This is a genomic window from Phenylobacterium sp., assembly GCF_016793285.1.
GTDB lineage: Bacteria > Pseudomonadota > Alphaproteobacteria > Caulobacterales > Caulobacteraceae > Phenylobacterium.
Genome location: NZ_JAEUMO010000194.1, coordinates 1 through 22,671, shown reverse-complemented (window position 1 = coordinate 22,671; position 22,671 = coordinate 1). Strand labels below are relative to the sequence as shown.

At 71.1% G+C, this 22,671-nt stretch carries 26 protein-coding genes; 16 read left to right on the top strand and 10 right to left on the bottom strand.

Going from position 1 to position 22,671, the window contains the following annotated elements; genetic code table 11:
* The 3 genes from JNL41_RS16900 to JNL41_RS16890 form a co-directional block, all read left to right on the top strand.
* Positions 1 to 202 (top strand): pyridoxine 5'-phosphate synthase (locus JNL41_RS16900; protein ID WP_293476979.1); only part of this gene is annotated, 202 nt, incomplete at its 5' end.
* Positions 199 to 600 (top strand): holo-ACP synthase, encoded by a 402-nt coding sequence (gene acpS / locus JNL41_RS16895; RefSeq protein WP_293476977.1) that lies wholly within the window; start codon positions 199 to 201, stop codon positions 598 to 600. The genes JNL41_RS16900 and acpS, both read left to right, overlap by 4 nt.
* A 158-nt stretch (positions 601 to 758) precedes the next feature.
* Complete coding sequence (locus tag JNL41_RS16890; RefSeq protein ID WP_293476975.1) at positions 759 to 1,172, top strand: DUF2147 domain-containing protein; 414 nt, start codon at positions 759 to 761, stop codon at positions 1,170 to 1,172.
* A gap of 64 nt (positions 1,173 to 1,236) precedes the next feature.
* Here the strand turns inward: JNL41_RS16890 and JNL41_RS16885 are convergent, their stop codons facing one another.
* The gene (locus JNL41_RS16885; protein ID WP_293476973.1) at positions 1,237 to 2,172 is read right to left on the bottom strand and encodes a DUF808 domain-containing protein; all 936 of its coding nucleotides are present in this window, start codon (positions 2,170 to 2,172) and stop codon (positions 1,237 to 1,239) included.
* Positions 2,173 to 2,303: 131 nt separating this feature from the next.
* On the opposite strand from JNL41_RS16885, the gene JNL41_RS16880 reads away from it, so the two are divergent.
* Together JNL41_RS16880 and JNL41_RS16875 are read left to right on the top strand one after the other, a co-directional pair.
* Positions 2,304 to 2,636, top strand: a complete 333-nt coding sequence (locus tag JNL41_RS16880; protein WP_293476971.1) for a hypothetical protein — start codon at positions 2,304 to 2,306, stop codon at positions 2,634 to 2,636.
* A gap of 77 nt (positions 2,637 to 2,713) precedes the next feature.
* A complete protein-coding gene (locus tag JNL41_RS16875) occupies positions 2,714 to 3,298 on the top strand; it encodes an SRPBCC family protein (protein WP_293476969.1) in 585 nt (194 codons plus the stop codon).
* Positions 3,299 to 3,318: 20 nt separating this feature from the next.
* Here the strand turns inward: JNL41_RS16875 and JNL41_RS16870 are convergent, their stop codons facing one another.
* The gene (locus JNL41_RS16870; protein ID WP_293476967.1) at positions 3,319 to 3,696 is read right to left on the bottom strand and encodes a nuclear transport factor 2 family protein; all 378 of its coding nucleotides are present in this window, start codon (positions 3,694 to 3,696) and stop codon (positions 3,319 to 3,321) included.
* A gap of 11 nt (positions 3,697 to 3,707) precedes the next feature.
* Positions 3,708 to 4,616 (bottom strand): EamA family transporter, encoded by a 909-nt coding sequence (locus JNL41_RS16865; RefSeq protein ID WP_293476965.1) that lies wholly within the window; start codon positions 4,614 to 4,616, stop codon positions 3,708 to 3,710.
* A 309-nt stretch (positions 4,617 to 4,925) separates the two neighbouring features.
* On the opposite strand from JNL41_RS16865, the gene lepB reads away from it, so the two are divergent.
* The 5 genes from lepB to JNL41_RS16840 all read left to right on the top strand — a co-directional run bounded on the left by lepB (position 4,926) and on the right by JNL41_RS16840 (position 10,275).
* Positions 4,926 to 5,702: a signal peptidase I gene (gene lepB / locus JNL41_RS16860; protein ID WP_293476963.1), complete on the top strand. Its 777-nt coding sequence runs from the start codon at positions 4,926 to 4,928 to the stop codon at positions 5,700 to 5,702.
* Entirely contained in the window at positions 5,699 to 6,418 is a 720-nt protein-coding gene (gene rnc, locus JNL41_RS16855; RefSeq protein ID WP_293476961.1) for a ribonuclease III, read from the top strand. Before lepB ends, rnc begins: the two co-directional genes overlap by 4 nt.
* Positions 6,415 to 7,335, top strand: coding sequence for a GTPase Era (gene era, locus JNL41_RS16850; protein WP_293476959.1), 921 nt, complete (start codon positions 6,415 to 6,417; stop codon positions 7,333 to 7,335). Before rnc ends, era begins: the two co-directional genes overlap by 4 nt.
* Positions 7,336 to 7,460: 125 nt before the next feature.
* Complete coding sequence (locus tag JNL41_RS16845) at positions 7,461 to 8,000, top strand: ECF-type sigma factor (RefSeq protein ID WP_293476957.1); 540 nt, start codon at positions 7,461 to 7,463, stop codon at positions 7,998 to 8,000.
* A gap of 16 nt (positions 8,001 to 8,016) precedes the next feature.
* Positions 8,017 to 10,275: a serine/threonine-protein kinase gene (locus tag JNL41_RS16840; RefSeq protein WP_293476955.1), complete on the top strand. Its 2,259-nt coding sequence runs from the start codon at positions 8,017 to 8,019 to the stop codon at positions 10,273 to 10,275.
* 185 nt (positions 10,276 to 10,460) lie between these two features.
* On the opposite strand, the gene JNL41_RS16835 is transcribed toward JNL41_RS16840, so the two are convergent.
* Together JNL41_RS16835 and JNL41_RS16830 are read right to left on the bottom strand one after the other, a co-directional pair.
* Positions 10,461 to 11,090: a PEPxxWA-CTERM sorting domain-containing protein gene (locus JNL41_RS16835; RefSeq protein ID WP_293476954.1), complete on the bottom strand. Its 630-nt coding sequence runs from the start codon at positions 11,088 to 11,090 to the stop codon at positions 10,461 to 10,463.
* Between the two features lie 160 nt (positions 11,091 to 11,250).
* On the bottom strand, positions 11,251 to 11,448 hold the full coding sequence (locus tag JNL41_RS16830) for a hypothetical protein (protein WP_293476952.1): 198 nt from the start codon (positions 11,446 to 11,448) through the stop codon (positions 11,251 to 11,253).
* On the opposite strand from JNL41_RS16830, the gene recO reads away from it, so the two are divergent.
* The 3 genes from recO to JNL41_RS16815 all read left to right on the top strand — a co-directional run bounded on the left by recO (position 11,404) and on the right by JNL41_RS16815 (position 13,627).
* The gene (recO, locus tag JNL41_RS16825; RefSeq protein WP_293476950.1) at positions 11,404 to 12,147 is read left to right on the top strand and encodes a DNA repair protein RecO; all 744 of its coding nucleotides are present in this window, start codon (positions 11,404 to 11,406) and stop codon (positions 12,145 to 12,147) included. The two genes, JNL41_RS16830 and recO, sit on opposite strands and share 45 nt — an antisense overlap.
* A gap of 464 nt (positions 12,148 to 12,611) precedes the next feature.
* The gene (locus tag JNL41_RS16820; RefSeq protein WP_293476948.1) at positions 12,612 to 12,791 is read left to right on the top strand and encodes a hypothetical protein; all 180 of its coding nucleotides are present in this window, start codon (positions 12,612 to 12,614) and stop codon (positions 12,789 to 12,791) included.
* 506 nt (positions 12,792 to 13,297) lie between these two features.
* A complete protein-coding gene (locus JNL41_RS16815; RefSeq protein WP_293476946.1) occupies positions 13,298 to 13,627 on the top strand; it encodes a hypothetical protein in 330 nt (109 codons plus the stop codon).
* Between the two features lie 40 nt (positions 13,628 to 13,667).
* Here JNL41_RS16815 and JNL41_RS16810 read toward each other — a convergent pair whose 3' ends face one another.
* Genes JNL41_RS16810 through JNL41_RS16800 form a run of 3 tightly spaced genes read right to left on the bottom strand, consistent with a single transcriptional unit; the run spans position 13,668 to position 16,547 of the window.
* The gene (locus JNL41_RS16810; RefSeq protein ID WP_293476944.1) at positions 13,668 to 14,375 is read right to left on the bottom strand and encodes a hypothetical protein; all 708 of its coding nucleotides are present in this window, start codon (positions 14,373 to 14,375) and stop codon (positions 13,668 to 13,670) included.
* 25 nt (positions 14,376 to 14,400) lie between these two features.
* Positions 14,401 to 16,167, bottom strand: coding sequence for a TonB family protein (locus JNL41_RS16805; RefSeq protein ID WP_293476942.1), 1,767 nt, complete (start codon positions 16,165 to 16,167; stop codon positions 14,401 to 14,403).
* Positions 16,164 to 16,547, bottom strand: a complete 384-nt coding sequence (locus tag JNL41_RS16800) for a BlaI/MecI/CopY family transcriptional regulator (protein WP_293476981.1) — start codon at positions 16,545 to 16,547, stop codon at positions 16,164 to 16,166. Before JNL41_RS16800 ends, JNL41_RS16805 begins: the two co-directional genes overlap by 4 nt.
* A 196-nt stretch (positions 16,548 to 16,743) precedes the next feature.
* On the opposite strand from JNL41_RS16800, the gene JNL41_RS16795 reads away from it, so the two are divergent.
* On the top strand, positions 16,744 to 17,766 hold the full coding sequence (locus tag JNL41_RS16795) for a hypothetical protein (RefSeq protein ID WP_293476940.1): 1,023 nt from the start codon (positions 16,744 to 16,746) through the stop codon (positions 17,764 to 17,766).
* Positions 17,767 to 17,876: 110 nt separating this feature from the next.
* Here JNL41_RS16795 and JNL41_RS16790 read toward each other — a convergent pair whose 3' ends face one another.
* Positions 17,877 to 18,659, bottom strand: a complete 783-nt coding sequence (locus JNL41_RS16790; protein WP_293476938.1) for a hypothetical protein — start codon at positions 18,657 to 18,659, stop codon at positions 17,877 to 17,879.
* Between the two features lie 225 nt (positions 18,660 to 18,884).
* On the opposite strand from JNL41_RS16790, the gene parC reads away from it, so the two are divergent.
* Positions 18,885 to 21,128 carry a DNA topoisomerase IV subunit A gene (gene parC, locus JNL41_RS16785; protein WP_293476936.1) on the top strand — a complete coding sequence of 748 codons (2,244 nt, stop codon included), beginning with the start codon at positions 18,885 to 18,887 and terminating at the stop codon, positions 21,126 to 21,128.
* A gap of 89 nt (positions 21,129 to 21,217) precedes the next feature.
* Here parC and JNL41_RS16780 read toward each other — a convergent pair whose 3' ends face one another.
* Positions 21,218 to 21,964 carry an SDR family oxidoreductase gene (locus JNL41_RS16780; RefSeq protein ID WP_293476934.1) on the bottom strand — a complete coding sequence of 249 codons (747 nt, stop codon included), beginning with the start codon at positions 21,962 to 21,964 and terminating at the stop codon, positions 21,218 to 21,220.
* Between the two features lie 340 nt (positions 21,965 to 22,304).
* On the opposite strand from JNL41_RS16780, the gene JNL41_RS16775 reads away from it, so the two are divergent.
* Positions 22,305 to 22,508: a hypothetical protein gene (locus JNL41_RS16775; protein ID WP_293476932.1), complete on the top strand. Its 204-nt coding sequence runs from the start codon at positions 22,305 to 22,307 to the stop codon at positions 22,506 to 22,508.
* Positions 22,509 to 22,671 lie beyond the last annotated feature (163 nt).

The following is a 22,671-nucleotide window of genomic DNA, read 5'->3' as shown; positions in this document are numbered from 1 at the left end:
GGCCCGCGAGCTGGGCCTCGAGGTCCACGCCGGCCACGGCATCGACTACGAGACGGTGAAGCCCATCGCCGCCATCCCCGAACTCGCCGAGCTCAACATCGGCCACTTCCTGATCGGCGAGGCGATCTTCATCGGGCTCGGTCCCGCCATCCAGCGCATGCGCGCGCTGATGGACGAAGCCCGCAGCCAGGCCGCTGCATGATCCTCGGTCTCGGCTCCGATCTCTCCGACATCCGTCGCGTGCAGGCCTCGCTCGACCGGTTCGGCGACCGGTTCAAGCAGAGGGTCTTCACCGAGGTCGAGCGCGTGCGCTCCGACCGCAAGGCCGACGCTGCCGCCAGCTACGCCAAGCGCTTCGCGGCCAAGGAGGCCTGCGCCAAGGCGCTCGGCACCGGCATCCGCCGCGGCGTCTTCTGGCGCGACATGGGTGTCGTGAACATGCGCTCGGGCCAGCCGACCATGGCGCTCACCGGCGGCGCGGCCCAGCGCCTGGCCGAGATGACCCCGCCCGGCATGCGGGCCGTCATCCACCTCACGCTCACCGACGACCACCCCTACGCGCAGGCGTTCGTCATCATCGAGGCGCTGCCGGAAGACTGATCCTCCGCTCATCCGCGGCTCGCCGGGGGCGCGCGGAACGCATTCTCGGGCGGATCGTCATGCCATCGCCACGAACGCTGTTCATTTGACGCTCATCGGCGACGCCCCATATGCCTGCTCCCCGATCGGGGAAGCGTCACCGTTCCGGAAGAGCCTGAATGCCGAACCTGAAGTCCGTCGCCCTCGCCGCAGCCCTCGCGATCGGTGCCGCCGTTCCCGCCGGCGCGGCCGAGCCCAGCCTGTTCGGCGTGTGGAAGAATCCCAAGAACTCGGTCCACGTCGACATCCGCCCCTGCCCGCAGGGCGCCTGCGGCTACGTGGTCTGGGCCAGCGAGAAGGCCAAGAAGGACGCGCGCGAGGGCGGGACGAAGGAACTGGTCGGCCAGCAGCTCTTCCGCGAGTTCCAGCCGAAGAAGAACGGGGTCTGGCAGGGCAAGGTCTTCATCCCCGACCTCAACCGCACCTTCACGGGCTCGGCCGAACCGCTGGACGCCAGGACGCTCCGGGCCAAGGGCTGCCTGTTCGCCAACGTGCTCTGCAAGAGCCAGACCTGGACCCGCGTCGAGACCTGAGCCTTCACATCCTCTCGGTTCGTCATCCCGCGGACAGGCCGCGGGATGACGTTCAAAGCGGGGCTCAGTGCTTCCCGCGCTTCACCAGATGGAGCGCGCCGGCCAGCACCCCGCCCACCGCCAGCCCGACCACCGCCGAGAGCAGAGCGGTCACGATCCAGCTCACCGCGCCGCTCGCGACGGGCGAGGCCTGGCCCGCCACCGCGGCCGCGTGCTCGACCCACGTCGGGATGGGCGTGAAGTGGTACTCGTGCAGCCCGTGGACGACGATGCCGCCACCGACCCAGAGCATCGCCGCCGTACCGATCGTGGCGAGGCTCGCCAGCACCACGGGCATCGCCTTCACGAGGCCGCGGCCCAGCGCCCGCGTCGAGGCGAGGGGCCGGCGCGACAGGTGCAGGCCGATGTCGTCCATCTTCACGATCAGCCCGACCACGCCGTAGACGCCGACCGTGATCGCCGCCGCCACCACCGCCAGCGACGCCGCCTGCACGCCCAGGGACTGATCCTCCACCTGGGATAGCGAGATCGCCATGATCTCGGCCGAGAGGATGAAGTCTGTGCGGATGGCCCCGTTCACCTTCTGCTTCTCGATCTCGCGCGACGACAGCGCGAGTTCGCCGGGCTCGTCGCCGACCTCCTCGTGGTCGAAGGACTCGAGGATCTTCTCGGTCGCCTCGAAGCAGAGATAGGCGCCGCCCAGCATCAGGAGCGGCGTCACCGCCCACGGCGCGAACGCCGACAGCAGCAGCGATACGGGCAGCAGGATCAGGAACTTGTTGGCCAGCGACCCGAGCGCGATCTTGCCCACGATCGGCAGTTCGCGGTCGGGCGTGAAGCCCATGGCGTAGCTGGGCGTGACCGCGGTGTCGTCGACGACGACGCCGGCCGCCTTCACGCCCGCCTTGCCGGCCGCGGCGCTCACGTCATCCAGCGAGGCGGCCGCCAGCTTGGCGATCGCGGCCACGTCGTCCAGCAGTGCGGCCAGTCCGGACGCCATCGGTGCAGTCTCCCGTCGAACCTCTGTTCGACCGCACTTCGACGACGCCCGTCAAGCGGCGCGCCGGGCGAAGGTCCTCATGCTAGGATCGCCGGCAGGTTCCGCAGGAGAACCACCGGGGAGACGTCACAATGCGCACCATCATCGCCGCCGCCGCGGCCCTGGCCTTCGCCCAAGGCTTCGCGACGTCGGCCCTCGCCGACACCATCGACGAAGTCACGTCCAAGGGCATCGTCCTCAACGTCCAGGGCATGGACATCGACGTGACCTACACGCCCGACGGCAAGTTCACCGCCATGGACGGCCAGGTGACCGGCGAGTGGCGCCGCGACGGCGACAAGCTCTGCACGAAGTCGAACTTCGATCCCAACGAGCAGTGCGTCGAGTACCCGAAGGACAAGAAGTCGGGCGACAGCTTCGAACTCGTCGGCCCGCAGGGTGCGGCGACCATCAAGATCAAGTAGCGGCATCCAGCCGTCGTGCGCGGCGGTATCCCGCTCGGGAAGCCGCCGCGGCCTTGCCGCCAACCGGGGGTCCGCCGATGTCCGAAACCGCCGTCCGCACGCCGCCGCCCGGCTTCGTCGAGAGCCCCAGGCCGCCGCTGGCGGGGCCGCAGAAGCTGGTCAGCCACGTCGAGCAGGTGGTCATCGACCGCCCGTTCGCCCAGGTCGTCGCGGCCGTCGACCGCACCCCGCTCAGCGCCCGGCACCCGGCCGCCTCGGGCCTCCCGGGCGTCACCGACACGCTGGCGCTGAACCCGCCGGGCTTCGGGCCCGTCGGCGGCCGCCACCTCGTCTTCCTCACCGACGACACCACCGTCATCGAGGAGGTGGTCGAGAACACCCGCACCGATGTCGACTGGCGCTTCCGCTACCAGGTCTGGGGCTACACCACGCCCGCCGCCGAGCCGCTGCGCTACGGTCTGGGCGACTTCCACTACGTGGCCGAGGGCGACACGACCCGGCTCACCTGGACCTACAGCTTCGAGCTGAAGGGCGACCGGTTCCCGGGCTTCCTGGGTGTGGGTCTGGGCGGCTTCCTCCTGAAGCTCGCCTTCCTCAACGGCCCCTACGCCGGCTGGATGAGGGCAGGGCTGGCGGCGATCAAGGCCGCAGCGGAAAAGTAACCCCCGCGGTATCGGAGGATTCACGCCTCCACCTTGGCCGCCATCTGCGCGGGATCGTACCAGAACACCTCGCGCTGGATCCTGTCGCCACGCCATTCCTGCAGCGCGATTTCCTCGAAGCTGCGGACCGAGCCCTTGTGCGAGGTCATCGTGAAGCGCCAGTGGATCGCCACGCGGTCGCCGTCCACCAGCGGCGGCGCCACCAGTTCGGTCACCACCTTGGCCGAGCGGGCCAGCATCTGCCGCTCGCCCTCCATCAGCATCTCGCGGCCCACCCTCGGCGGCGCCTGGTTCTCGGCCATCGACGCGTCGTCGGCGTACCAGTCGCGGATCGCCTCCACGTGATCGCCGTGCAGCACCTGCGCCACGAAGGCGTCGACGGTCTCGCGGGCGGGCATGGCGCGGCTCCTCAGGTCGTGGTCGTGGTCGCGGTCCGGGCGAACTTGCGCGCGAATCGCGGTCCCAGGGTGTTGAGGGCCAGGCCCCCAAGCACCAGCACTGCGGCCGTCACCTTCCAGCTCGTCAAGGGCTCGCCCAGCAACACCGCCGACGCGCCCATCCCGAACACCGGAACCAGCAGCGCCAGCGGCGCCACCGACGCGGCCGGATGCCGCGCCAGCAGCCAGCCCCAGACCGCATAGCCGAAGAGGGTGTTGCCCACCGACTGCCACAGCACCGCCCCCCAGGCCGCCGCGTCCGCATGCGCGATCGACGACGACACCGCCGGCCAGCCCTCGACCGTCAACGCCAGCAGGAACAGCGGGGGCGCCGAGAAGAGGCTCGACCACACGACGAAGCTCAGCGCGTTCACCGGCCCGGCCGCCCGCTGCGCCGTGTTGCCGCCCGCCCAGGACAGCGCCGCGACCAGCACCAGGCCCAGTCCGAGCGGCGTCACCTCCGCGTTCAGGTGCGCCACCAGCCACCCCAGGCCCGCGGCCGCCAGCGCCAGCGCGGCCACCTGGAAGCCGCGGATCCGCTCGCCCGCCGCCAGCATGGCGAACCCGATCGTGAAGAACGCCTGCACCTGGATGACGAGACTCGCCAGCCCCGGCGAGATCCACCCGGTCATCGCGATGTAGAGCAGGCCGAACTGGCCGATGCCGATCAGGACGCCGTAGATCGCCAGCAGCCGCCAGCTCACTTCGGGCCGCTTCAGCAGGAACACCGCCGGCAACGTCGCGAACGTGAACCGAAGCGCCGCGAACGTCAGCGGCGGAAAGTCGGCCAGTCCCCACTTGATGACGACGAAGTTCGTCCCCCACACCGCCACCACGACGAGAGCCGCCAACAGATGCAGAGCGGGCAGGGGACGCGCCATGCCCGCTACATAGTCCCCGCCGCCCCCGTGTCAGGAGTCCACTCGGACTACAGTGGCCACGCCTGTCCGCGCCGCAGGCTTTGCCGGCAAACCGCGGAACACGCGGAAGGCGCGCCGGGCGCCCTCCGCGTCGTTCCGCGTCTTCCGCGGTTCGAATCCTGAGGGAGTCTCCGCTACCGCGGAGTTCGTCATCCACCCGCGCCCCAACGTCGCCTGCCGCACTGTTCGCGGGCGCCGAACTTGCTCATGCGCCAGGGAGCGGCTAGCAAACACCCGCGCCGGCACGCGGGGGCGCGAACAAGGATTCCCATGAGCGAAGACGTGCAGAACGCGGAGGCGAAGCAGCCCGGCGCGGTCCAGGAGCTGGTCGAGATCGTCAAGACGATCGTCTATGCCCTGCTCATTGCGCTCGTCCTGCGCATCTTCCTGTTCCAGCCCTTCACCATTCCGTCGGCGTCGATGGAGCCCAACCTCTACGAGGGCGACTACATCATCGTTTCGAAGTGGTCCTACGGGTACTCGCGCCACTCGATCCCGTTCAGCCCGCCGCTGTTCCAGGGCCGGATCATGGATCAGAAGGCCAAGCGGGGCGACATCGTGGTCTTCAAGCTGCCCAGCGACGGCCACACCGACTACGTCAAGCGCGTCATCGGCCTGCCGGGCGACCGGGTGCAGATGAAGCAGGGCCTGCTCTACGTGAACGACGAGGTGGTCCAGCGCGACATGCTCTCGCCGATCCAGAGCGACACCGGCTACGGCGTGCGCGAGATCGCCCGCTATCAGGAGACGCTGAAGACGGGGAAGAAGTTCGTCACCCAGGACTTCGGCACGGACAGCGAGCTGGACAACACCGAGGTCTTCGTCGTCCCCGAGGGCCACTACTTCATGATGGGCGACAACCGCGACAACTCGTCCGACAGCCGCGTGCCGCCCGCCCTGCAGGGCGTGGGCTACGTGCCGGAGGAGAACCTGGTCGGCAAGGCCCAGATCATCCTGCTCTCGTGGAAGCCGGAAGCCTCGATCTTCAAGCCGTGGACCTGGGTGCTCGACGCGCGGCCGAGCCGGTTCTTCAAGATCCTCAAGTGAACGCGCGAAACGCGGCCGTCGAGGCTCTCGAGCGCAGCATCGGCCACGTCTTCACCGACCGCGACCTCCTGGAGCGCGCGCTGACCCACGCCTCCGTCGGCGACGGCGCGCGCGAGGTGCGCCACAACGAGCGGCTGGAGTTCCTGGGCGACCGGGTGCTGAACCTCTGCGCCGCCGAGCGCCTGATGGCCCTCGACCCGGACGCGCGCGAAGGCGACATGTCGCGCCGCCTGGCCAGCCTCGTGAACTACCACGCCTGCGCCCGCGCCGCGGAGCGCTGCGGCCTGCCGCCGGCGCTGCGCCTCTCGGCCAGCGCCACCAAGGTGGGCGCCCGCAGGTCCGACGCGGTCCTGGGCGACGCCTGCGAGGCGCTGATCGCGGCCCTCTACATCGACGGCGGGCTGGAGACGGCCAAGGCCTTCTTCGAGCGGTTCTGGTCCGAGGAGTTCGCGGGCCTCGACGCCCCGCGCGCCAAGGATCCGAAGACCCAGTTGCAGGAGTGGGCCCAGGGCCTCGGCCTGCCGCTGCCGTCCTACGAGGTGGTCGCCCGCAGCGGGCCCGCCCACGCGCCGGCCTTCACCGTCGCCGTCCGCGTCCAGGGCTTCGGCGAGGAGCGCGGGGAGGGCGGTTCGCGCCAGGCCGCCGAGAAGTCGGCCGCCACCTCCATGCTGCTGAAGCGCGAGGGCGTCCAGTCCGAAGCGGACAACGAGACATGACCCAGAAAGCCGGCTTCGCGGCCATCATCGGCGCGCCCAACGCGGGCAAGTCCACGCTCACCAACCGCCTCGTCGGGGCCAAGGTCTCGATCGTGACCCAGAAGGTGCAGACCACGCGCTTCCCGGTCCGCGGCGTCGCGATCGAAGGCGACGCGCAGATCGTGCTGGTCGACACCCCCGGCATCTTCGCGCCGCGCCGCCGCCTGGACCGCGCCATGGTCCGCGCCGCCTGGGGCGGGGCCGAGGACGCCGACGCCGTCGTCCACCTGGTCGACGTACCCGCCCAGCTCCACGACAGCCCCGCCGACCGCAAGGCCCAGGCGGACGTCGAAGCCATCGTCGGTGGCCTCGGGACCGCGGGCAGGAAGGCGATCCTCGCCCTCAACAAGATCGACGGCGTGAAGCGCGAGGACCTGCTCGGCGTCTCGCAGACCCTTTTCGAAACCGGCGTCTACGACGAGGTCTTCATGATCTCGGCCAAGACCGGATCGGGCGTCGACGACCTGAAGGGCCGCCTCGCGGCCCTCATGCCCGAGGGCCCCTGGCTCTACCCCGAAGACCAGACCGCCGATCTGCCCGCCCGCCTGCTGGCCGCCGAGATCACCCGCGAGAAGCTCTACCTGCGCGTCCACGAGGAACTGCCGTACTCGGCCGCCGTCGAGACCACCGCCTTCGAGGAACGCAACGACGGCTCGGTCCGCATCGAGCAGACCATCTACGTCGAGCGCGAGAGCCAGCGGCCGATCATCCTGGGCAAGGGCGGCCAGACCCTGAAGTGGATCGGCCAGAAGGCCCGCGAGGAACTCACCGAACTCCTCGACCGCCGCGTCCACCTCTTCCTGCACGTCACCGTCGACGAACGCTGGGCCGACAAGCGCGAATTCTACGGCAGCGTCGGCCTCGACTTCGACAGCTAGTTCCCCGGCGACTGTCGCGGTGGGCGGGTGTCGGGGACGCGCGCCTCGCGCGAGTGGTTCTCGCGCCGGGCGAGCCCGTCCTTGTCCGCAAGCGCGTTCGATGGACAATGGGCGTTATGGGCCGGATGACGAATCCCAGCCAGGACGTGGAAGGCGCCGAGCCGACCAACTACGAGCAGTTGCTCGCGGCCTGCTACGAGGACATGCGCCGTGTGGCCCGCGCCATCATGGCCGGCGACAGCATGCGCCAGCGCATGCAGCCCACCGACCTCGTCAACGAGGCCTCGCTGCGCCTCATCCAGTCGATGCCGGGCAAGATCCACGACCAGGGCCACATGCTGGCCATGGCCGGACGCACCATGCGCCGCGTGCTGATCGACGAAGCCCGCCGCGCCCGCGCCGCCAAGCGGGTCGTGCCGCCGATCCTCACCCAGTTCCCCGGCGGCGACCGCGAGGACGTGATCGGGGTCGAGGATCTCGACGGCGCCATGGAGGCCCTGGCCGCCTTCTCGCCCGAGCATGCGCGCATCGTCGAGCTGCGCTTCACCCTCGGTCTCACGGTCGAGGAGACCGCCCGGGCCACCGGCATGCCCGAGCGGACGGTGAAGCGCCGCTGGGCCGGCGCCCGCGCCTGGCTGCTCGACTACCTTGCCGCTGGAGCCTGATCGCGAACGCCGCGCCATGGCGCTGTTCGAGCGCCTGAGCGAGCGGCCCGGCGACGCGCGCTACCGCAGCCGCCTGCTGTCCCGCTTCGATCCCGCCGTCGTCGCCCGCGTCGAGGCGCTGGAACGCACCTCGCGCAGCGCCAGCCGGATCATGCCGACCGAGGCGCCGGCGCCGCTCGGCCCCGCGGGTCCGCCGCCGCAGCAGGTGGGCGTCTTCCGCATGGTCGAGAAGATCGGCGAGGGGGGCATGGGGCAGGTCTGGCGCGGCGAGCGCGCCGACGGCCTGTTCGAGCAGACCGTCGCCGTGAAGCTGGTGTGGAGCCACCTGGCCCCGCTCGCCGCCGGACGGTTCGCCGAGGAGCGCCGCATCCTGGCGCGGCTCGAACACCCCAACATCGCGCGCCTGATCGACGGCGGCGTCCTGCCCGACGGCGGCGCGCCCTATCTCGTCATGGAATATGTCGCCGGCCGCCCCATCGACGAGGCCGCGCCGGGCCGCCCGCTGCGCGAGGTGGTGGCGCTCTTCGTCCAGGCGGCCGAGGCGGTGCAGTTCGCCCACGGCCACCTGATCGTCCACGCCGACCTCAAGCCCTCCAACATCCTGGTCGACGGCGAGGCCCGGGTGCGCCTGCTCGACTTCGGCATCGCCCGGCTGCTGGGCGAGGAGGGCGACGGCGTCTTCCCGATGACGCCGGACTTCGCCAGCCCGGAGCGGATCGAGGGCGCGGCTCCCGTGGTCGCCGACGACGTCTTCGCCCTGGGCCTCGTCCTGGCCGGCCTGGTCGACGGCCGCGGCGACGCCGACCTCGCCGCCGTCGCCGCCAAGGCCAGCGCGCCGCGGGCGGCCGACCGCTACGGCAGCGTCGCCGACCTCATCGCCGATCTCGTCCGGTGGCAGGGCGGTTTCGGCGTCGAGGCGCGGGCGGGGGAGGGCGTCGCCTACGCGGCCCGCAAGTTCGTCGCCCGCCATCGCTGGGGCGTGGGCCTCGTCGCGGCGACGATCCTGGTCCTGGCCGGCTCCACGATCGCAGCCACGGTCAGCTACTACCGCGCCGAAGCCGCCCGCGCCGAGGCCCGGGCGCGGTTCGAGCAGGCCCGCGGCGCCGCCCGCTACCTGCTCTTCGACCTCGGCGACCGGCTCGAGCGCCAGCCGCATTCCCTGGAACTGCGCAACGAGGCCGCCAAGGTCTCCCAGGCCTACCTCGACCGCCTCGCCAGGAGCCCCGATGCGCCGCTGGAAGTCCGCGAGGAGTCCGTCCGCGGCCTCCTGCGCCTCGCCGAGGTCCAGGGCCGTCCCGGCCGCGCCAACCTGGGCGACACCCAGGGGGCGCAGAAGAACCTCGCCACCGCCTATGCCCTGGCGCGAGACATCCCCGGCGCGGCCGGCCGCCAACTGCGCGCCCGCGCGCGCCTGGATCAGGCGCACGTCACCGTGATGATCGACAACGACTTCCCGGCGACCGAGCGCTACCTGGCCGAGGCCCGCGAACTCATCTTCGACCCTGCCCAGCCGATCCCGGGGCTCCAGCGCGACTGGTTCGCGGAGATGGCGGCGCTTCGCATCTGGCAGGGCCGCCATCCCGAGGCGCTGAGCGTGGCCCGCCAGGGCCTGGCCGCGCCCGCGCCCGCCGACCCCCGCGAGGCGATCCTCAGCGCCGCGGTGCTCGAAGATTCCCTGGCCGAGGCGACCTACTACGCCCAGGGCTCCCGGCCGGCCATCGCGCCCTACCGCCGTCGCATGGCGCTGCTGGAAGAGGCGGCGCGCCGCTGGCCCGACGATCCCACCGTGATCCGCCAGCTCCCGCGTGCGCGCTGGGCGCTGGGCACCACGCTGCTGGACGCCGGCGCGTTCCGGGAGGCCGAGCCGATCCTGGCCCGCGGGGTGGCGGAGGCCCGCGCCGTCGCCGACGCCGAGCCCGAGGATTACGATGCCGCCCGCGCCTCCGGCATGCTCGACAACGCCTACGGCCAGGCGCTCTCGGCGCTGGGCCGCCCGGCCGAAGCCGCCGAGTTGCTGGCGCGCGTGGTGGAAACCCGGCGGCGGCTGATGCTCGCCCACGAGGGCGTGGCCATCTACGCCCGCGACTATGCGGTCGCGGTCGCCGCGCTGGGCGATGTGGAGGCCCGCGCCGGCCGCATCGCGGTCGCCTGCCAGCGCTACGGCGCGGCCGACGCCGTCTTCGCCGACCTCCAGCGCACCGGCCGCTACGCCGCCCTCGACGACGGCGGATCGCTCAAGCTGCTGCGCCAGGCCCGGGCGCGCTACTGCCGATAAGGCGAGGGCGCCGCCCGGATGGTGCGGACGGCGCCCTGAAGTCGCGAACCCACTAGAGCATCGTGCCGAAGAATGGCCGCCAGCCTTCGGCGATAACGATGCGAAATCAAGAATCTAGAGCGCGCTGCTTGATTCTCGAATCACGCGCCGCGCTCAAGGTGAACCGGGCCCACGGCCCATTCCCGTCAGGCGAAGGCGGCCTTGCGCCGACGCAGCGCCGCACCGGCCCCGCCGAAGCCCAGGATCATCAGCGCCCAGGCGCCCGGCTCGGGCACGCCGGCGGACGATGGTCCGCTGACCTGGTAGCTCACCGTGATCGAGTTGACCTGGTAGGGCGCGTCCAGCGTGAAGGTCCCGCGGGTGGTCAGGGTCGTGAAGTAGAACGGGTTGTTCGCTTCGCCGTGGATGAAGCTGGTGCAGTTGCTGCACCCGACCTCGAACTCCGGCCCGCCGTCCACCGTCATGAAGCCGTGCGCTTCGGCCGACGTCGGCTGCGCGCCGCCCGAGATGTCGGCGAAGTTCAGCCCGAAGAACATCTCCTGGCGCAGCGGCACGATGAACGGGAACAGCGGCCCGGAGGTGATGTCGACGGTCACCTCGACGGTGTCGCCGTTCTCCAGCACGAACGGGTCGAAGCCGGTCAGCTCCAGCGCGCCGGTGTCGTAGTCGCGGCCGTTGAACGTGAAGCTGTTCGTCGTGGTGTCGAACGCGCTCCCGCTCAGGTTCAGCACATAGTTCGCCGCCTGGGCCGGCGCGGCGGCCAGGGCCAGGGCGGAAACGGCGCCCGCGAGGGCGGTCTTCCAGGACAGGTTCAATGCAGCCTCCCAAAACACGAACGAGGGTCTCGTCGTGATGGGATGCGCAAACCGGCCGGAAAGCGGGCCATGTCGGCGAGAATTTTTCGTGGCGCCCTGTCCGCGGGGCTCCGAGCACGGCCGTTTGCGACGGTCTGCGGCCTTCTCTCGGGGGTAGAGTCTACGCCGCCGCCTGGCGGGTCTCGCGCACCACCTGAGTGCGATAGGTCGCCAGCAGGTCCTTCAGCTCGCCGAGCGCCTTTTCGTAGGCCCCCGTTGCGAGCTGTTCCTCGGGGGGCTGGATTTCGTCGGCGGGCGCCCACAGCTTGAGGCGATGGAATTCACGGACGACGCCTTCGTGCTCGGCGCCCGCGCCCATGGCGAGAGCGGCGCGATCGTCGACCTGCTCACCGCCCGTCACGGTCGCTGGGCGGCCCACGTCGCCGGCGGCGCCTCCAGGCGCATGCGGCCCCACATGCAGGCCGGCGCGCGCGGCCTCGTCCGCTACCGCGCCCGCGTCGCCGAACAACTGGGCTCGGCGACCCTGGAGCCCCAGGGTGAGGGGCCCGCAGCGCTCTTCGACGATCCACTGGCGCTGGCCGGGATAGCCGCCGCCGCCGCGGTGACCGCCGGCGCGCTTCCGGAGCGGGAGCCACATCCGGGGGCCTTCCTCGCCTTCGAGGCGCTCGCAGCCGCCTTCCTGCACCCGGAGATCTGGCCTGCGGTCTTCGTGCGCTTCGAGGCGGGGCTGCTGCAGGACCTCGGCTTCGGCCTCGACCTTTCCAAGTGCGCCGCCACCGGCGCGGTCGACGACCTCACCTACGTCAGCCCCCGCACCGGCCGCGCCGTCAGCCGCGAGGCGGGCGAACCCTACAAGGACCGGCTCCTCGCGCTCCCGCCGTTCCTGCTCTCCGCCCAGAACGCCGCCGGGGGCCGCCTCGGCGCCGGCGACATCGCCGCCGGCCTCGACCTCACCGGCCATTTCCTGGAGGCGCACATATTCGGCCCACTCAACCGGCCCCTGCCGCCCGCCCGCGTCTGGCTGCTGGAGCGCCTGCGCGAGGCCGGTCGGCTGTAGCGAGAAGTTGGGTGCGGCCGCCTTCAGCAGATAGACCGCCACCGCGCCGGTGAGGGGGATCGCCGAGACCGCCAGCGCGCTCGCCACCGCCTGGCCAGGAAGCGGGGCGCCCATCAGCACCGACAGCAGCACCGCGGCCGCCTCGCTGACCGTCAGCGCGAACGCCGCGGTCAGCACCTGGTCGCCCGGCGGCGGTCCCGGGCGCCGGCGCCGGACCCCCAGCGTATGCAGCGCCAGCGCCACGGCGGGCGCCAGCAGGCCCGCGGCCCACAGGCCCGCGTCGTGCTCCACGCCCTCGTGCGTCACCGCCGCCGCCACCGCCAGCATCGCCGCCGGCCCGGCCGCGGCAAGCGCGAACCAGGCTCCGACATTCAGACGAGGCGGAGCAGCCAATTGCATCACGGCGAAGCTTGCCGCTCGCGTTGAACGCCGGGTGAAAGCGATTGCTTAATTCCGGGAACGCCATGCTCCGCACCCTCCAGGCCGCCGACATCGCCGGTCTCCGCGCGCTCGCCGTCCACGCCACGGACGACGAAGCCCGCGCCTTCTACGACCACTTCGACTTCATCGCCTCGCCCACCGACCCGATGCACCTCTTCGTCCTGCTCAAGGACATCCGGGCACTGGTGGGCGACACGCGCTGAGGCGGAGCTCGGCGCGTGGCTTATACCCGCCGGGAGCCTCTCCTGCTCCTTCTCCCCTTGCGGGAGAAGGTGTCGGCCGCAGGCTGACGGATGAGGGGTCGCGCTGAGCGAACGGCTCTCCGCGCGCCGCAGGCGCTGTTGTTCCGGACCACCAAGCGCACCAAAAGGCACCAAGGTTGACGCCAGTCTCTTTGTGACCTTGGTGACCTTTGTGTTGAACGGGCGGCGCTGACGCGCCAGAGGCTCGCGCAACCCCTCATCCGGCACGCTACGCGCGCTACCTCCTCCCGCAAAGAAGGGTTGGCCGCCGCGAGGATCCGCAACCGACCCGTTGCGGACATGCGCGCAAGAGCTACGCTGAGGCGATGAAACTTCCAGCGCGCGCAGCAATCGGGGTACTTGTCAGCGCTGCGTTGCTCTTCTGCGGATCGTGCTCTCCTGGCTTCGTGATCGTCGCGTCCGGCGTAGACGGGAACGTGACGCTCTCCCTTCGCAAAATATCTTCGTTGTGCATCTACGAGCTCAAAGTCGGCGAGGAGCAGTGGCCGAACCGTCGGGCGGTAGAGCCCGTATGGTCCATCAAGGCGGTGAACGGCTGCGTCGCTCTGCGCAAGGTCACCATCGGCAAGGTCCCTCAAGGCTTTGTGGTTGACGTCGATCGCCTCCCGATGCGGCGAGGGCACATGTACGGCGCGCACGGCGTTGCCAAGTTTGGCGAGAACAGCCGCTATCGAGGTGCGTCGCTCCCGTGGTTCGTTTGTCGGGGGCGGGTGTCGGTCGTGGATTGGAAGGACGACTACCGCCTCAAGGACCGCCCAGAACGCTGTGCGGGCTGACCAGGCAAGGTCCGCTTCCCACCCATCTCAATCATCAGCCTCACCCGTTCGGCGCGGCCCGGAACGTGTAGGGCCCGGTGTGGCCGATGCTCTCGTCGAAGGTGACCCAGATCTCGCCGCCCAGGTCGCGCCAGCGGCGGCAGAACGAGACGTCCTCGCCCATCTTCAGGCCCCGCGCGTCGGGCAGCGGATCGAAGCACTGCAGCACGTGCGACAGGCCGCCGAAGTCCTCGGGGTTCGGCGCTGTGGCGCAATGGAGCTCGGGCCAGGCGTTGCGCATCGCCTCGAACACCTCGCGCCGGATCAGCATCATCCCCGTCGGCGCGAGGACCGCTCGGTGGAACTCGCCGCGCGTCACCCGCGGCGCCTCCAGCTCCACCGGGAAGGTCAGCGCCGCCGCCATCGCCACCTGCGGCCGGTCGTACCGCTGCGCCGCCGCGTGGAACGCCGGGATGCTCAGCGCCCGGTGCGGATAGGCCGCCGCCACCAGCGGCCGGTCGAACGCCAGCATCCGCTCCACCACCCGCGGATGGAAATCCACGTCGGCGTCCAGGAACAGCAGGTGCGAATAGCCGCCCTCGAGGCACAGGCTCGCGAACTGGTTCCGCGCCTGGACGATCAGCACCGCCTTGGCGGTCCGCCACTCCACGTCGCGGCCGCCCAGCCGGTTGAACAACCCGACCAGCGACTGGGTGAAGAGCCCCGTCACCGACCCGTTGTAGGTCGGCGTTCCGATCAACAGCTTCACGGCCGCGCTCGCTGGACCGGGGGCTTCAGGAGGAAGGCGTCGTGAACCTGAACGGGATGCGCACCATCCCGCCGTTCGTGTTCACGCCGTTGCGGTCCTTCTCCTTCATGCGGAACTCGGCGGCGAGTTGGAGCGCCGCCTCGCCGAAACCGGCCGCCGCCGGCGCCTCGCTCGCCACCTTGCAGTGCGTGAGGCGGCCTTCGCCGTCCACACCGCATTCCAGCGTCGCGCGGCCCTCCAGCTTCGCGGCGCTTGCGGCGGCCGGGTAGACCCGAGCCACGTCGAGCCCGTCCGGCTTGTCGATCCACTCTGGCAGCACCGGCGCGGTCGCAGCTGTCGCGACCGTCGCGGGCGCGGCGGCCTGGGTGGGCGTGGCCCGCGCGGCCGGCTCGGCGGCGCTGGCGTCCGTCGCGACCGCCGTGGCCGTCCGGGGCAGGGCCCGCGCGCCCACCACGGCCGGGTCCGCGCCCGGGGCCATGAACAACACCGCGATCTGCATCCGTGGATACTCGCCCTTGGCGTTCTTCGGCAGGCTCGCCGTGTCCACCCGGTAGAGCGGCCCCAGCTTCAGCGCCGGGCGCTCGAAGTCGTACTGCGCGGGCTTCCGCGGCCCCACGTTCACGTAGCGGACGGCGATGCAGTCCTGCATGCGCCCCGACGCCGGATCGACCAGGCAGTTCAGGATCGCCTTGCCGGACGCGCCCGCGTTCAGCGCATCCTTCGGATAGACCGCCATCACCTCGTCCAGGGTGGGCTGCGCCAGCCATGTCGGACCCGCGTCGTCCTTGCAGTTGTAGAGCCGAGTCTCCGCGGCAGAGCAGGGCCTGTCGTCCGCGGCCGACGGCGCGGCGCCGGGCGCCAGCGCCACCTTCGGCTGCCCGGGCTGGGCGGCCCAGGCGGCGGCCCCTGCGGCGGCGGCGGCCAGCAGCGTCACGAAGCCCGCGCCGGCCAGGCGGCGGGCGGTAACGGGCAGGGGGGCCTTCAGCATGACGATACGCTCCTTGAGGGGATGTTCGCTGGCCGGCGGCCAGCAGCAGCCGAACGGCAGGGCCTGGCTGGCGAGCTGGGTCTTCAGCAGCACCTCGGCGTAGAGCCGGCGCTTCTCCGGGAAGCGGCTCAGCACCGCGGCGTCGCACGCCAGCTCCTGGTCCAGCCGCATCAGCCAGACCGCCACATGCACGAGGGGATTGAACCAGCACAGGCACAGCATCGCCGCCGCCGCCGCGTTCGCGGCCGCGTCGCCGCGCGCCAGGTGCGCGCGCTCGTGCGCCAGCACCACCTCGCGCTCCTGCGGGCCGAAGCGGGCCTCGAAATCGGCCGGCGCCACGATGCGCGGGAAGAAGGCGCCGATCACCGCCGGCCCCGTGCCGGGTCGCTCGGCCCGGTAGATCCGCGGCGCCATCGGCGTCAGCCGCCCCAGCGCCGAGACGAACCGCGCCTGGCGGCTCAGCAGCAGCGCCGCCGCGGCGAGCCCGCCCAGGCCCCAGAGCACGGCCAGCACCACGGGCAGGCTCGGCGCCCGGCTCACCGCCGTGTCGGCGGCGACCGCCACCACTTCGACCACGGCCTCCATCGCGGCGGGCGCGGCCAGCGGCGCGGGCGTCGCCGGCCCGAGCGCCAAGGGCGGCCCCAGCGCAGCGAGCCCCGCCAGCAGCGGCACGATCCACAGCAGGTAGGCCGAGCGTGCGCCGAACGCGCGCCGTGACGGCTTGCGCACCAGCAGCACCACCAGCACGGCGGCGCCAATGGCGAGATTGACGCGCGCCAGGGCGTCCAGGAGGTCCAGGATCATTGCGCGTCCTCCTCGTCGATCTCGGCGATCAGCTTCCGCAACGCCGCGATGTCGTCCCCCGTCAGCGCTTTGGCCTGCGAGAGGTGGCTGACCATCGGCGCGAGGCGGCCGTCGAACAGCCGGTCCAGCAGCCCTTTGCTCTCGGCCGCCAGCCAGTCCGCGCGCGGCGCCAGCGGGTGGTAGAGGTAGCGACGCCCCTCCGGCGTCGCCCCGATGGCCGCCTTCTTCAGCAGCCGGTTGATCAGGGTCTTCACTGTCGCCAGGGTCCAGCCCTGCGGCTCGGCCACCTCGGCGGCGATCTCCTCGGCGCTGAGCGGGCTCTTCCGCCACAACGCCTCCATCACCGCGCTCTCGGCCGTACTGATCTTCGGTGCGCCCATCATGTTTACGTCCGTAATCGTCGCCCATCGATTACATCGGTAAACGTCGCCGTCAAGGGCCTTTCAAAGCCCCCGCTCATCCTCGCGTCTGGGGATGAGCGGGGGCGGGGATGCCTTGCCCATCCCCTGCCAAGCGGCATACCGTGCCTTCCAATCGCGCGGCGTGACCATGCCGGAAGCTCTGGGAGGACCTGCGATGCTACGAGGCTCCACGTCCGCGGCCGCGGCGCTGGCCGTGATGCTCGCCGGCCCGGCGTCGGGCCAGGCGCCGCCTGCCGCGCCCAGGGCGCTGGCCCGCAACTTCGACGGGGTGTGGACCAACGCGACCGTCACCCAGCTCGAGCGGTCCGCCGCCTATTCCCAGCTCGTCGTGCCCAACGCGCGGGCCGAGCAGGTCGACAAGGCCACGACGGCGCGGCGCGACGCGGCGAACGGCCGCTCCGACCTCAGCCAGGGCGCGTTCAAGGACGAGAACGCCACCGCCGGCTACAACTCGTTCTGGATCGACGCCGGCGAGGGGCTGATGCGCGTCCGCGGCGAGGCGCGCTCGTCGTTCATCACCAGTCCGGCCGACGGCAGGATGCCGTTCCGCGACCGGGCCAGGAGCCTGGCGCTCACGATCCGGGACGGGGCGGAATACCGCTCGGGCAAGGGCGCCTACGCCGGGCCTGAGGACCTGCCGATCCGCGAGCGGTGCCTGATCGCCCAGAGCGACGCGGGCGGGCCGGTGATGCTCAATGCGATCTACAACAACAACTACAGCTTCTTCGTCACGCCGGGCTATTTCGTCATCGACCTGGAAATGAACCACGACGTCCGGATCGCCCCGATCTTCGCCTCGGCGAAGGAGGCCCGCGCGTCGCACGCCCCCGCCGTGATCCGGCCCTGGCTTGGCGACACGGTGGCCTGGTGGGAAGGCGACACCCTCGTCGCCGAGACGAAGAACGTGAACCCGATCCAGGAGGGGCGGACCCTGACCCCGGTCTCGTCGCAAGGCACGGTGACCGAGCGGTTCACCCGCATCGCCAGGGACGAACTGCTCTACCAGTTCACGGTGGAGGACCCGGTTCACTACACCCAGGCCTGGTCGGGCGAGTATTCCTTCAAGCCCGCCAAGGGCCAGATCTACGAATACGCGTGCCACGAGGGCAACTACGCGATGGAGGGCATCCTGCGCGGCGCCCGCATGGCCGAGGAAGCCGACAAGGGCGGGCAGTGATGATTGGCTAGACCATTCGGCGCTTAGGTTGGTCCGAGGTGGGGAAGCCGAATGGTCTATCCTATCAAGAGTCTTGAGCATTCGGCGATTCAAGCGAACCGCCGAATGCTCTAAGCGACCCGCGCGGCGGGGGGTTCGTCGCCGGCGCGCATCCAGCCTTCGTCGACCGGCGCCGGCGTCACCGTCAGGGTCACCCGCGACGCCGGGCGCGGCCTCAGGACCGTGACCGGCGCGCCCCGCTGGATCGGGTTGCGCTGCAGTTCGGCCTCCAGCCACTCGGCGGTCCAGTTGCGGCCGGCCGAGGCCTCGAACGTCGGCGCCAGCCGCTCGTCCAGCGGCTTCACCGCCCGCCGCCACACGTTCCTCAGCACCGCCAGGAACAGCGGCGTGCCCGCCATCGCCAGGCCCACCGCGATCGCCTCGCCCGAGAACCGCACGCCCAGCATCACCACGAACAGCAGTCCGCAGGCCTGGCCGACGGTCAGCACCAGGGCGTGCGCCAGGTCGTGGTCGCGCATCTCGGCAGGCGTCTGCGGCGCGCGCCGCTTCTCCAGCGAGTTCAGCGCCAGCAGCACCGCCGGCGTCAGCAGCAGCGCCGAATAGAGCCCCGCCGCCTGCGGCAGTCCCGCCTGGGTCACCGACGCGGCCAGCGCCAGCAGCACGCACGGCACGGCGACGGCCAGTCCGAACCAGGCGGCGGCGTTCATCCGCGGCGCGGCGATGACCGCGAAGGCCAGCCCGCCGCGCACGCCGAACTCGGCGGAGCGCTTGTCCCCGCGCCGGCGGCGGGTCCGCGGCGCGGCGGCGGCCGGCGGCGCAGGACCTGCGAAGGGTGCGTACTCGGTAATCGTCCCGTCCTCGTCTGGCGCCCCGCCACGCCCCGAGGCGGCCATGCTGCCGGCGAGTCGCCGGCGCGGAACACCCCCGCAGAGCATCCTGCGAATTGGTAAACGCCCGCTTAGCCCTGGACGTCGCCACGCCGGGCTCGTCGTCCGCCGGACAAGCCGGGGATGCCGCCCGGCAGGCGTGGAAGCTGGGGATTGGGACGCTCCGCGCAGGGACGCGGCCGGCAGGGCGCGCTAGAGAGGGCGGCACGTCTACCGCTTGTGATTCCTCGGATGCCCCTCGACACCCCGCCGCCCTCCGACCCGACCGGCCCCTCCGACCGCATCATCGACGAGCCGATCGGCGAGGCGCTCAGCCGCCGCTACCTGGCCTACGCGCTCAGCGTCATCACCGACCGCGCGCTGCCCGACGTCCGCGATGGCCTCAAGCCCGTGCAGCGCCGCGTGCTCTACGCCATGCGCGAGATGCGGCTGAACCCCGAGGCCGCCGCGCGCAAGTGCGCCAAGGTGGTCGGCGAGGTGATGGGCTCCTACCACCCGCACGGCGACCAGGCGATCTACGACACCCTCGTGCGCATGGCGCAGCACTTCGCCCAGCGCTACCAGCTCGTCGACGGGCAGGGGAACTTCGGCAACATCGACGGCGATAACGCCGCGGCCATGCGCTACACCGAGGCCAAGCTGACCACGGCGGCGATGCTGTTGCTCGACGGCATCGATGAGGACGCGGTCGACTTCAAGCCCACCTACGACGGCAGCGACGACGAGCCCGTCGTCCTGCCCGCCGGCTTCCCGAACCTGCTCGCCAACGGCTCGACCGGCATCGCGGTCGGCATGGCCACCTCGATCCCGCCGCACAACGCCGGCGAGCTGATCGACGCCTGCCTCATGCTGCTGGACGACCCGGAGAGCAGCGTCGAGGCCCTGATGACCCACGTCCAGGGGCCGGACTTCCCGACCGGCGGCGTGATCGTCGAGCCCCGCGCCAACCTCATCGACGTCTACTCCACGGGCCGCGGCGGCGTCCGCGTCCGCGCCCGCTGGGAGAAGGAGGATCTGGGCAAGGGGATGTACCAGATCGTCGTCACCGAGATCCCGTATCAGGTTAAGAAGGCCGACCTGGTCGAACAGCTCGCCGAGCTCATCGACAACAAGAAGGCCCCGCTGCTGGGGGACGTGCGCGACGAGTCCGCCGAGGACGTCCGCCTCGTCCTCGAACCCAAGAGCCGCAACGTCGAGGCCGACGTCCTGATGGAGAGCCTGTTCAAGCTCTCCGACCTCGAGACCCGCTTCAGCGTCAACCTGAACGTCCTCGACGCCCGTGGCACGCCCGGCGTCATGAACCTGAAGCAGGCGCTCCGGGCCTTCCTGGACCACCGCCGCGAGGTGCTGGTCCGCCGCGCCCGCCACCGCCTCGCGAAGATCGAAGCCCGCCTGCACATCCTCGACGGGCTGATGATCGCCTACCTCAACCTCGACGAGGTGATCCGGATCGTCCGCTATGAGGACGAGCCCAAGGCCCGGCTGATCGAGACCTTCAGCCTCACCGAGATCCAGGCCGACGCCATCCTCAACACCCGCCTTCGCCAGCTCGCGCGGCTGGAGGAGATGGAGATCCGTCGCGAGCACGCCGAACTCAGCGAGGAACGCGACGGCATCCAGGCCATGCTCGCCTCCGACAAGCTGCAATGGAAGCTGGTGGGCCAGGGCCTGAAGGACACCAAGGCCCAGCTCGCCGACCTCAACGTCCGCCGCTCCGCCTTCGCCGAGGCCCCCACCATCGACACCGAGGCCGCTCTCGAGGCCATGATCGTGCGCGAGCCGATCACCATCATCCTCTCCGAACGCGGCTGGATCCGCGCCGCCAAGGGCCGCGTCGACGACCCCTCCGAGCTGAAGTTCAAGGAGGGGGACAAGCTCCAGTTCCTGGTCCCGGCCGAGACCACCGACAAGCTGCTCATCTTCGCGAACGACGGTCGCTTCTTCACCCTGGCCTGCAACAACCTCCCCGGCGCCCGCGGCCACGGCGAGCCGCTGCGCCTGATGATCGACCTCGACGACAAGGTCGGCCTCATCGACGTCTTCCCGCACAGGCCTGGCCGCCGCCGCGTGCTCGCCTCGAAGGAGGGCTACGGCTTCATCCTGCCGGAAGAGGAGGCCATCGCCTTCCGCCGCGCCGGCAAGCAGGTGCTGAACGGCACGGCCCTGGTCAGCCTCCCGCTCGACGGCGACGACCGGATGGCCGTCATCGGGGACAACGGCAAGCTGCTCATCTTCGAGACCGCCGAGCTCCCCGAGATGCCCCGCGGCAAGGGCGTGAAGCTCCAGGCCTACCGCGAGGGCGGCCTGCGCGACGCCGCCGTCTTCAGGTCGGAAGAAGGCATGACCACCGTCGACGCCTCCGGCCGCACCCGCCAGTGGCCCGACTGGCGCGAATGGGTCGGCCGTAGAACCGCCGCCGGCAAACTCGCCCCCAAAGGCTTCCCCGCCAGCAAGCGCTTCCGGCCGCGGCCCTAGCGCAACCCGCTCCGCACCCCCGTGTCATCCCGGCCTTCGCGTCCCGCGAGAACGGGGATGATGGCCGTGGGGAGCAAGGGGAAGGGCGGTTACCCCACCCACGCCCCGCCGTTCACATGCACCACCTGCCCCTGCACGAACGCGGCGGCATCGCTCAGCAGGAACGCCACCACCGCCGCATAGTCGGCCGCCTCGGTCAGCCGCCCCGACGGGTTGGCGCGCGCCCCGCGCTCCAGCACCCGCTCGGCCGCCTCGGCGCTCCCGGCCATCTGCGCCACCGACGTGGTCGCTGTCAGCCCCGGCGCCACGGCGTTGATCCGGATCCCCCGCGGCGCCAGCTCGGGCACTAGGTAGCGCACCAGGCTCTCCGCCAGCGCCTTGCCGCACCCCAGCGCCGCATAGTTCGCCAGCACCGTCCGCGCGCCGGCGCTGGAGATGAACACCACCGACGACCCGCGCCCCATCCACGCCAGCCCCTGCTGCACGAGGTACAGCAGCGACAGCCCGTTCGCCTGCACCGCCTCAGTGAACCGCGGCAGGTCCGCCTCCAGCAACGCCGTCGGATAGATCGAAGCCGCCGAATGCACGACCGACAGCGCCCCGCCGCCCACAACCTCACCCGCCGCCCGCACCAGCGCCGCACACCCTTCGATCGCGCCGACGTCTGCCCGGACGGCGACCGCGCTCGCTCCGAGCGCCTGGAGCCGCGCCACGGCCGCCTCCGCCGCGGCCTCGTCGGCGTGATACCCGAGCACGAGCGGCTCGTTGCGGGAGACCAGCCGCTCGGCGATCCCGAACCCGATGCCCTTGGTCCCGCCGGTGATGAGGATGGTCATTCCCTGCTCCTGCCTTGGCTAGCCGGGCGCCTGCTACCGCCTCAGCGGGATGCCTCGTCGCTCCGTAGTATTTGCGCATGACCCGCTGCACGGCCTCGAACCCGTGCTTGCGTCGCGGAACGTCCACGAATGGTGGCTCATCTTCAAGCCTCGCGGCCGGGCAGGGCATCCTTCCGCGTCCTTCCGCGTATTCCGCGGTTTCATCGACCGCGGCTTTGCCGCGCCGCGTTCGACAACTTTGCTTTCCGGCGGTTTCTGCGTTCCCTTTATGCTCATGTCGCTCCCAGCGGACAGAGCCGAAGCCCACCAGCGTGATCTGGCCCACTTCCAGGCGGTGATCATGAAGGCCGTGCGCGCCGCCGACGCCGAGTTCCTCGACCCGCGTGGGGTCGAGGCCGACGCGCCCGCGCCACCCCGCAGGGCCGGGGCCGCCGCAAAGCCGCCCGAGCGCCGCAGGCCGACCCCGAACCCCGACCCCTTCAATGGCCGCCTGGCCCCGCCCATCGACCTCCCGTCCTGGGAATGCGACGACGACTCCAGTTGAGGCGCACCCGGCGCACGCCATTCCGCCCGTCTGTGTCTTCCGTGTTTTCTGTGGTTCCAATACCGCGGCTTCGCCGCGGGGGGACACGATGGCCGATACCGACGACGCCGCGCTGGAGCGCTCGGCGATCCGCAAGATGTCGTGGCGGATCCTGCCGCTGGTG

What these genes read in the sequence shown, in the direction of transcription:
- acpS (WP_293476977.1), top strand. Translation starts at nt 199, where the DNA reads ATGATCCTCGGTCTCGGCTCCGATCTCTCCGACATCCGTCGCGTGCAG.
- JNL41_RS16890 (WP_293476975.1), top strand. Translation starts at nt 759, where the DNA reads ATGCCGAACCTGAAGTCCGTCGCCCTCGCCGCAGCCCTCGCGATCGGT.
- JNL41_RS16885 (WP_293476973.1), bottom strand. Translation starts at nt 2,172, where the DNA reads ATGGCGTCCGGACTGGCCGCACTGCTGGACGACGTGGCCGCGATCGCC.
- JNL41_RS16880 (WP_293476971.1), top strand. Translation starts at nt 2,304, where the DNA reads ATGCGCACCATCATCGCCGCCGCCGCGGCCCTGGCCTTCGCCCAAGGC.
- JNL41_RS16875 (WP_293476969.1), top strand. Translation starts at nt 2,714, where the DNA reads ATGTCCGAAACCGCCGTCCGCACGCCGCCGCCCGGCTTCGTCGAGAGC.
- JNL41_RS16870 (WP_293476967.1), bottom strand. Translation starts at nt 3,696, where the DNA reads ATGCCCGCCCGCGAGACCGTCGACGCCTTCGTGGCGCAGGTGCTGCAC.
- JNL41_RS16865 (WP_293476965.1), bottom strand. Translation starts at nt 4,616, where the DNA reads ATGGCGCGTCCCCTGCCCGCTCTGCATCTGTTGGCGGCTCTCGTCGTG.
- lepB (WP_293476963.1), top strand. Translation starts at nt 4,926, where the DNA reads ATGAGCGAAGACGTGCAGAACGCGGAGGCGAAGCAGCCCGGCGCGGTC.
- era (WP_293476959.1), top strand. Translation starts at nt 6,415, where the DNA reads ATGACCCAGAAAGCCGGCTTCGCGGCCATCATCGGCGCGCCCAACGCG.
- JNL41_RS16845 (WP_293476957.1), top strand. Translation starts at nt 7,461, where the DNA reads ATGACGAATCCCAGCCAGGACGTGGAAGGCGCCGAGCCGACCAACTAC.
- JNL41_RS16840 (WP_293476955.1), top strand. Translation starts at nt 8,017, where the DNA reads ATGGCGCTGTTCGAGCGCCTGAGCGAGCGGCCCGGCGACGCGCGCTAC.
- recO (WP_293476950.1), top strand. Translation starts at nt 11,404, where the DNA reads ATGGAATTCACGGACGACGCCTTCGTGCTCGGCGCCCGCGCCCATGGC.
- JNL41_RS16830 (WP_293476952.1), bottom strand. Translation starts at nt 11,448, where the DNA reads ATGGGCGCGGGCGCCGAGCACGAAGGCGTCGTCCGTGAATTCCATCGC.
- JNL41_RS16820 (WP_293476948.1), top strand. Translation starts at nt 12,612, where the DNA reads ATGCTCCGCACCCTCCAGGCCGCCGACATCGCCGGTCTCCGCGCGCTC.
- JNL41_RS16805 (WP_293476942.1), bottom strand. Translation starts at nt 16,167, where the DNA reads ATGATCCTGGACCTCCTGGACGCCCTGGCGCGCGTCAATCTCGCCATT.
- JNL41_RS16800 (WP_293476981.1), bottom strand. Translation starts at nt 16,547, where the DNA reads ATGGGCGCACCGAAGATCAGTACGGCCGAGAGCGCGGTGATGGAGGCG.
- JNL41_RS16795 (WP_293476940.1), top strand. Translation starts at nt 16,744, where the DNA reads ATGCTACGAGGCTCCACGTCCGCGGCCGCGGCGCTGGCCGTGATGCTC.
- JNL41_RS16790 (WP_293476938.1), bottom strand. Translation starts at nt 18,659, where the DNA reads ATGGCCGCCTCGGGGCGTGGCGGGGCGCCAGACGAGGACGGGACGATT.
- parC (WP_293476936.1), top strand. Translation starts at nt 18,885, where the DNA reads ATGCCCCTCGACACCCCGCCGCCCTCCGACCCGACCGGCCCCTCCGAC.
- JNL41_RS16780 (WP_293476934.1), bottom strand. Translation starts at nt 21,964, where the DNA reads ATGACCATCCTCATCACCGGCGGGACCAAGGGCATCGGGTTCGGGATC.
- JNL41_RS16775 (WP_293476932.1), top strand. Translation starts at nt 22,305, where the DNA reads ATGAAGGCCGTGCGCGCCGCCGACGCCGAGTTCCTCGACCCGCGTGGG.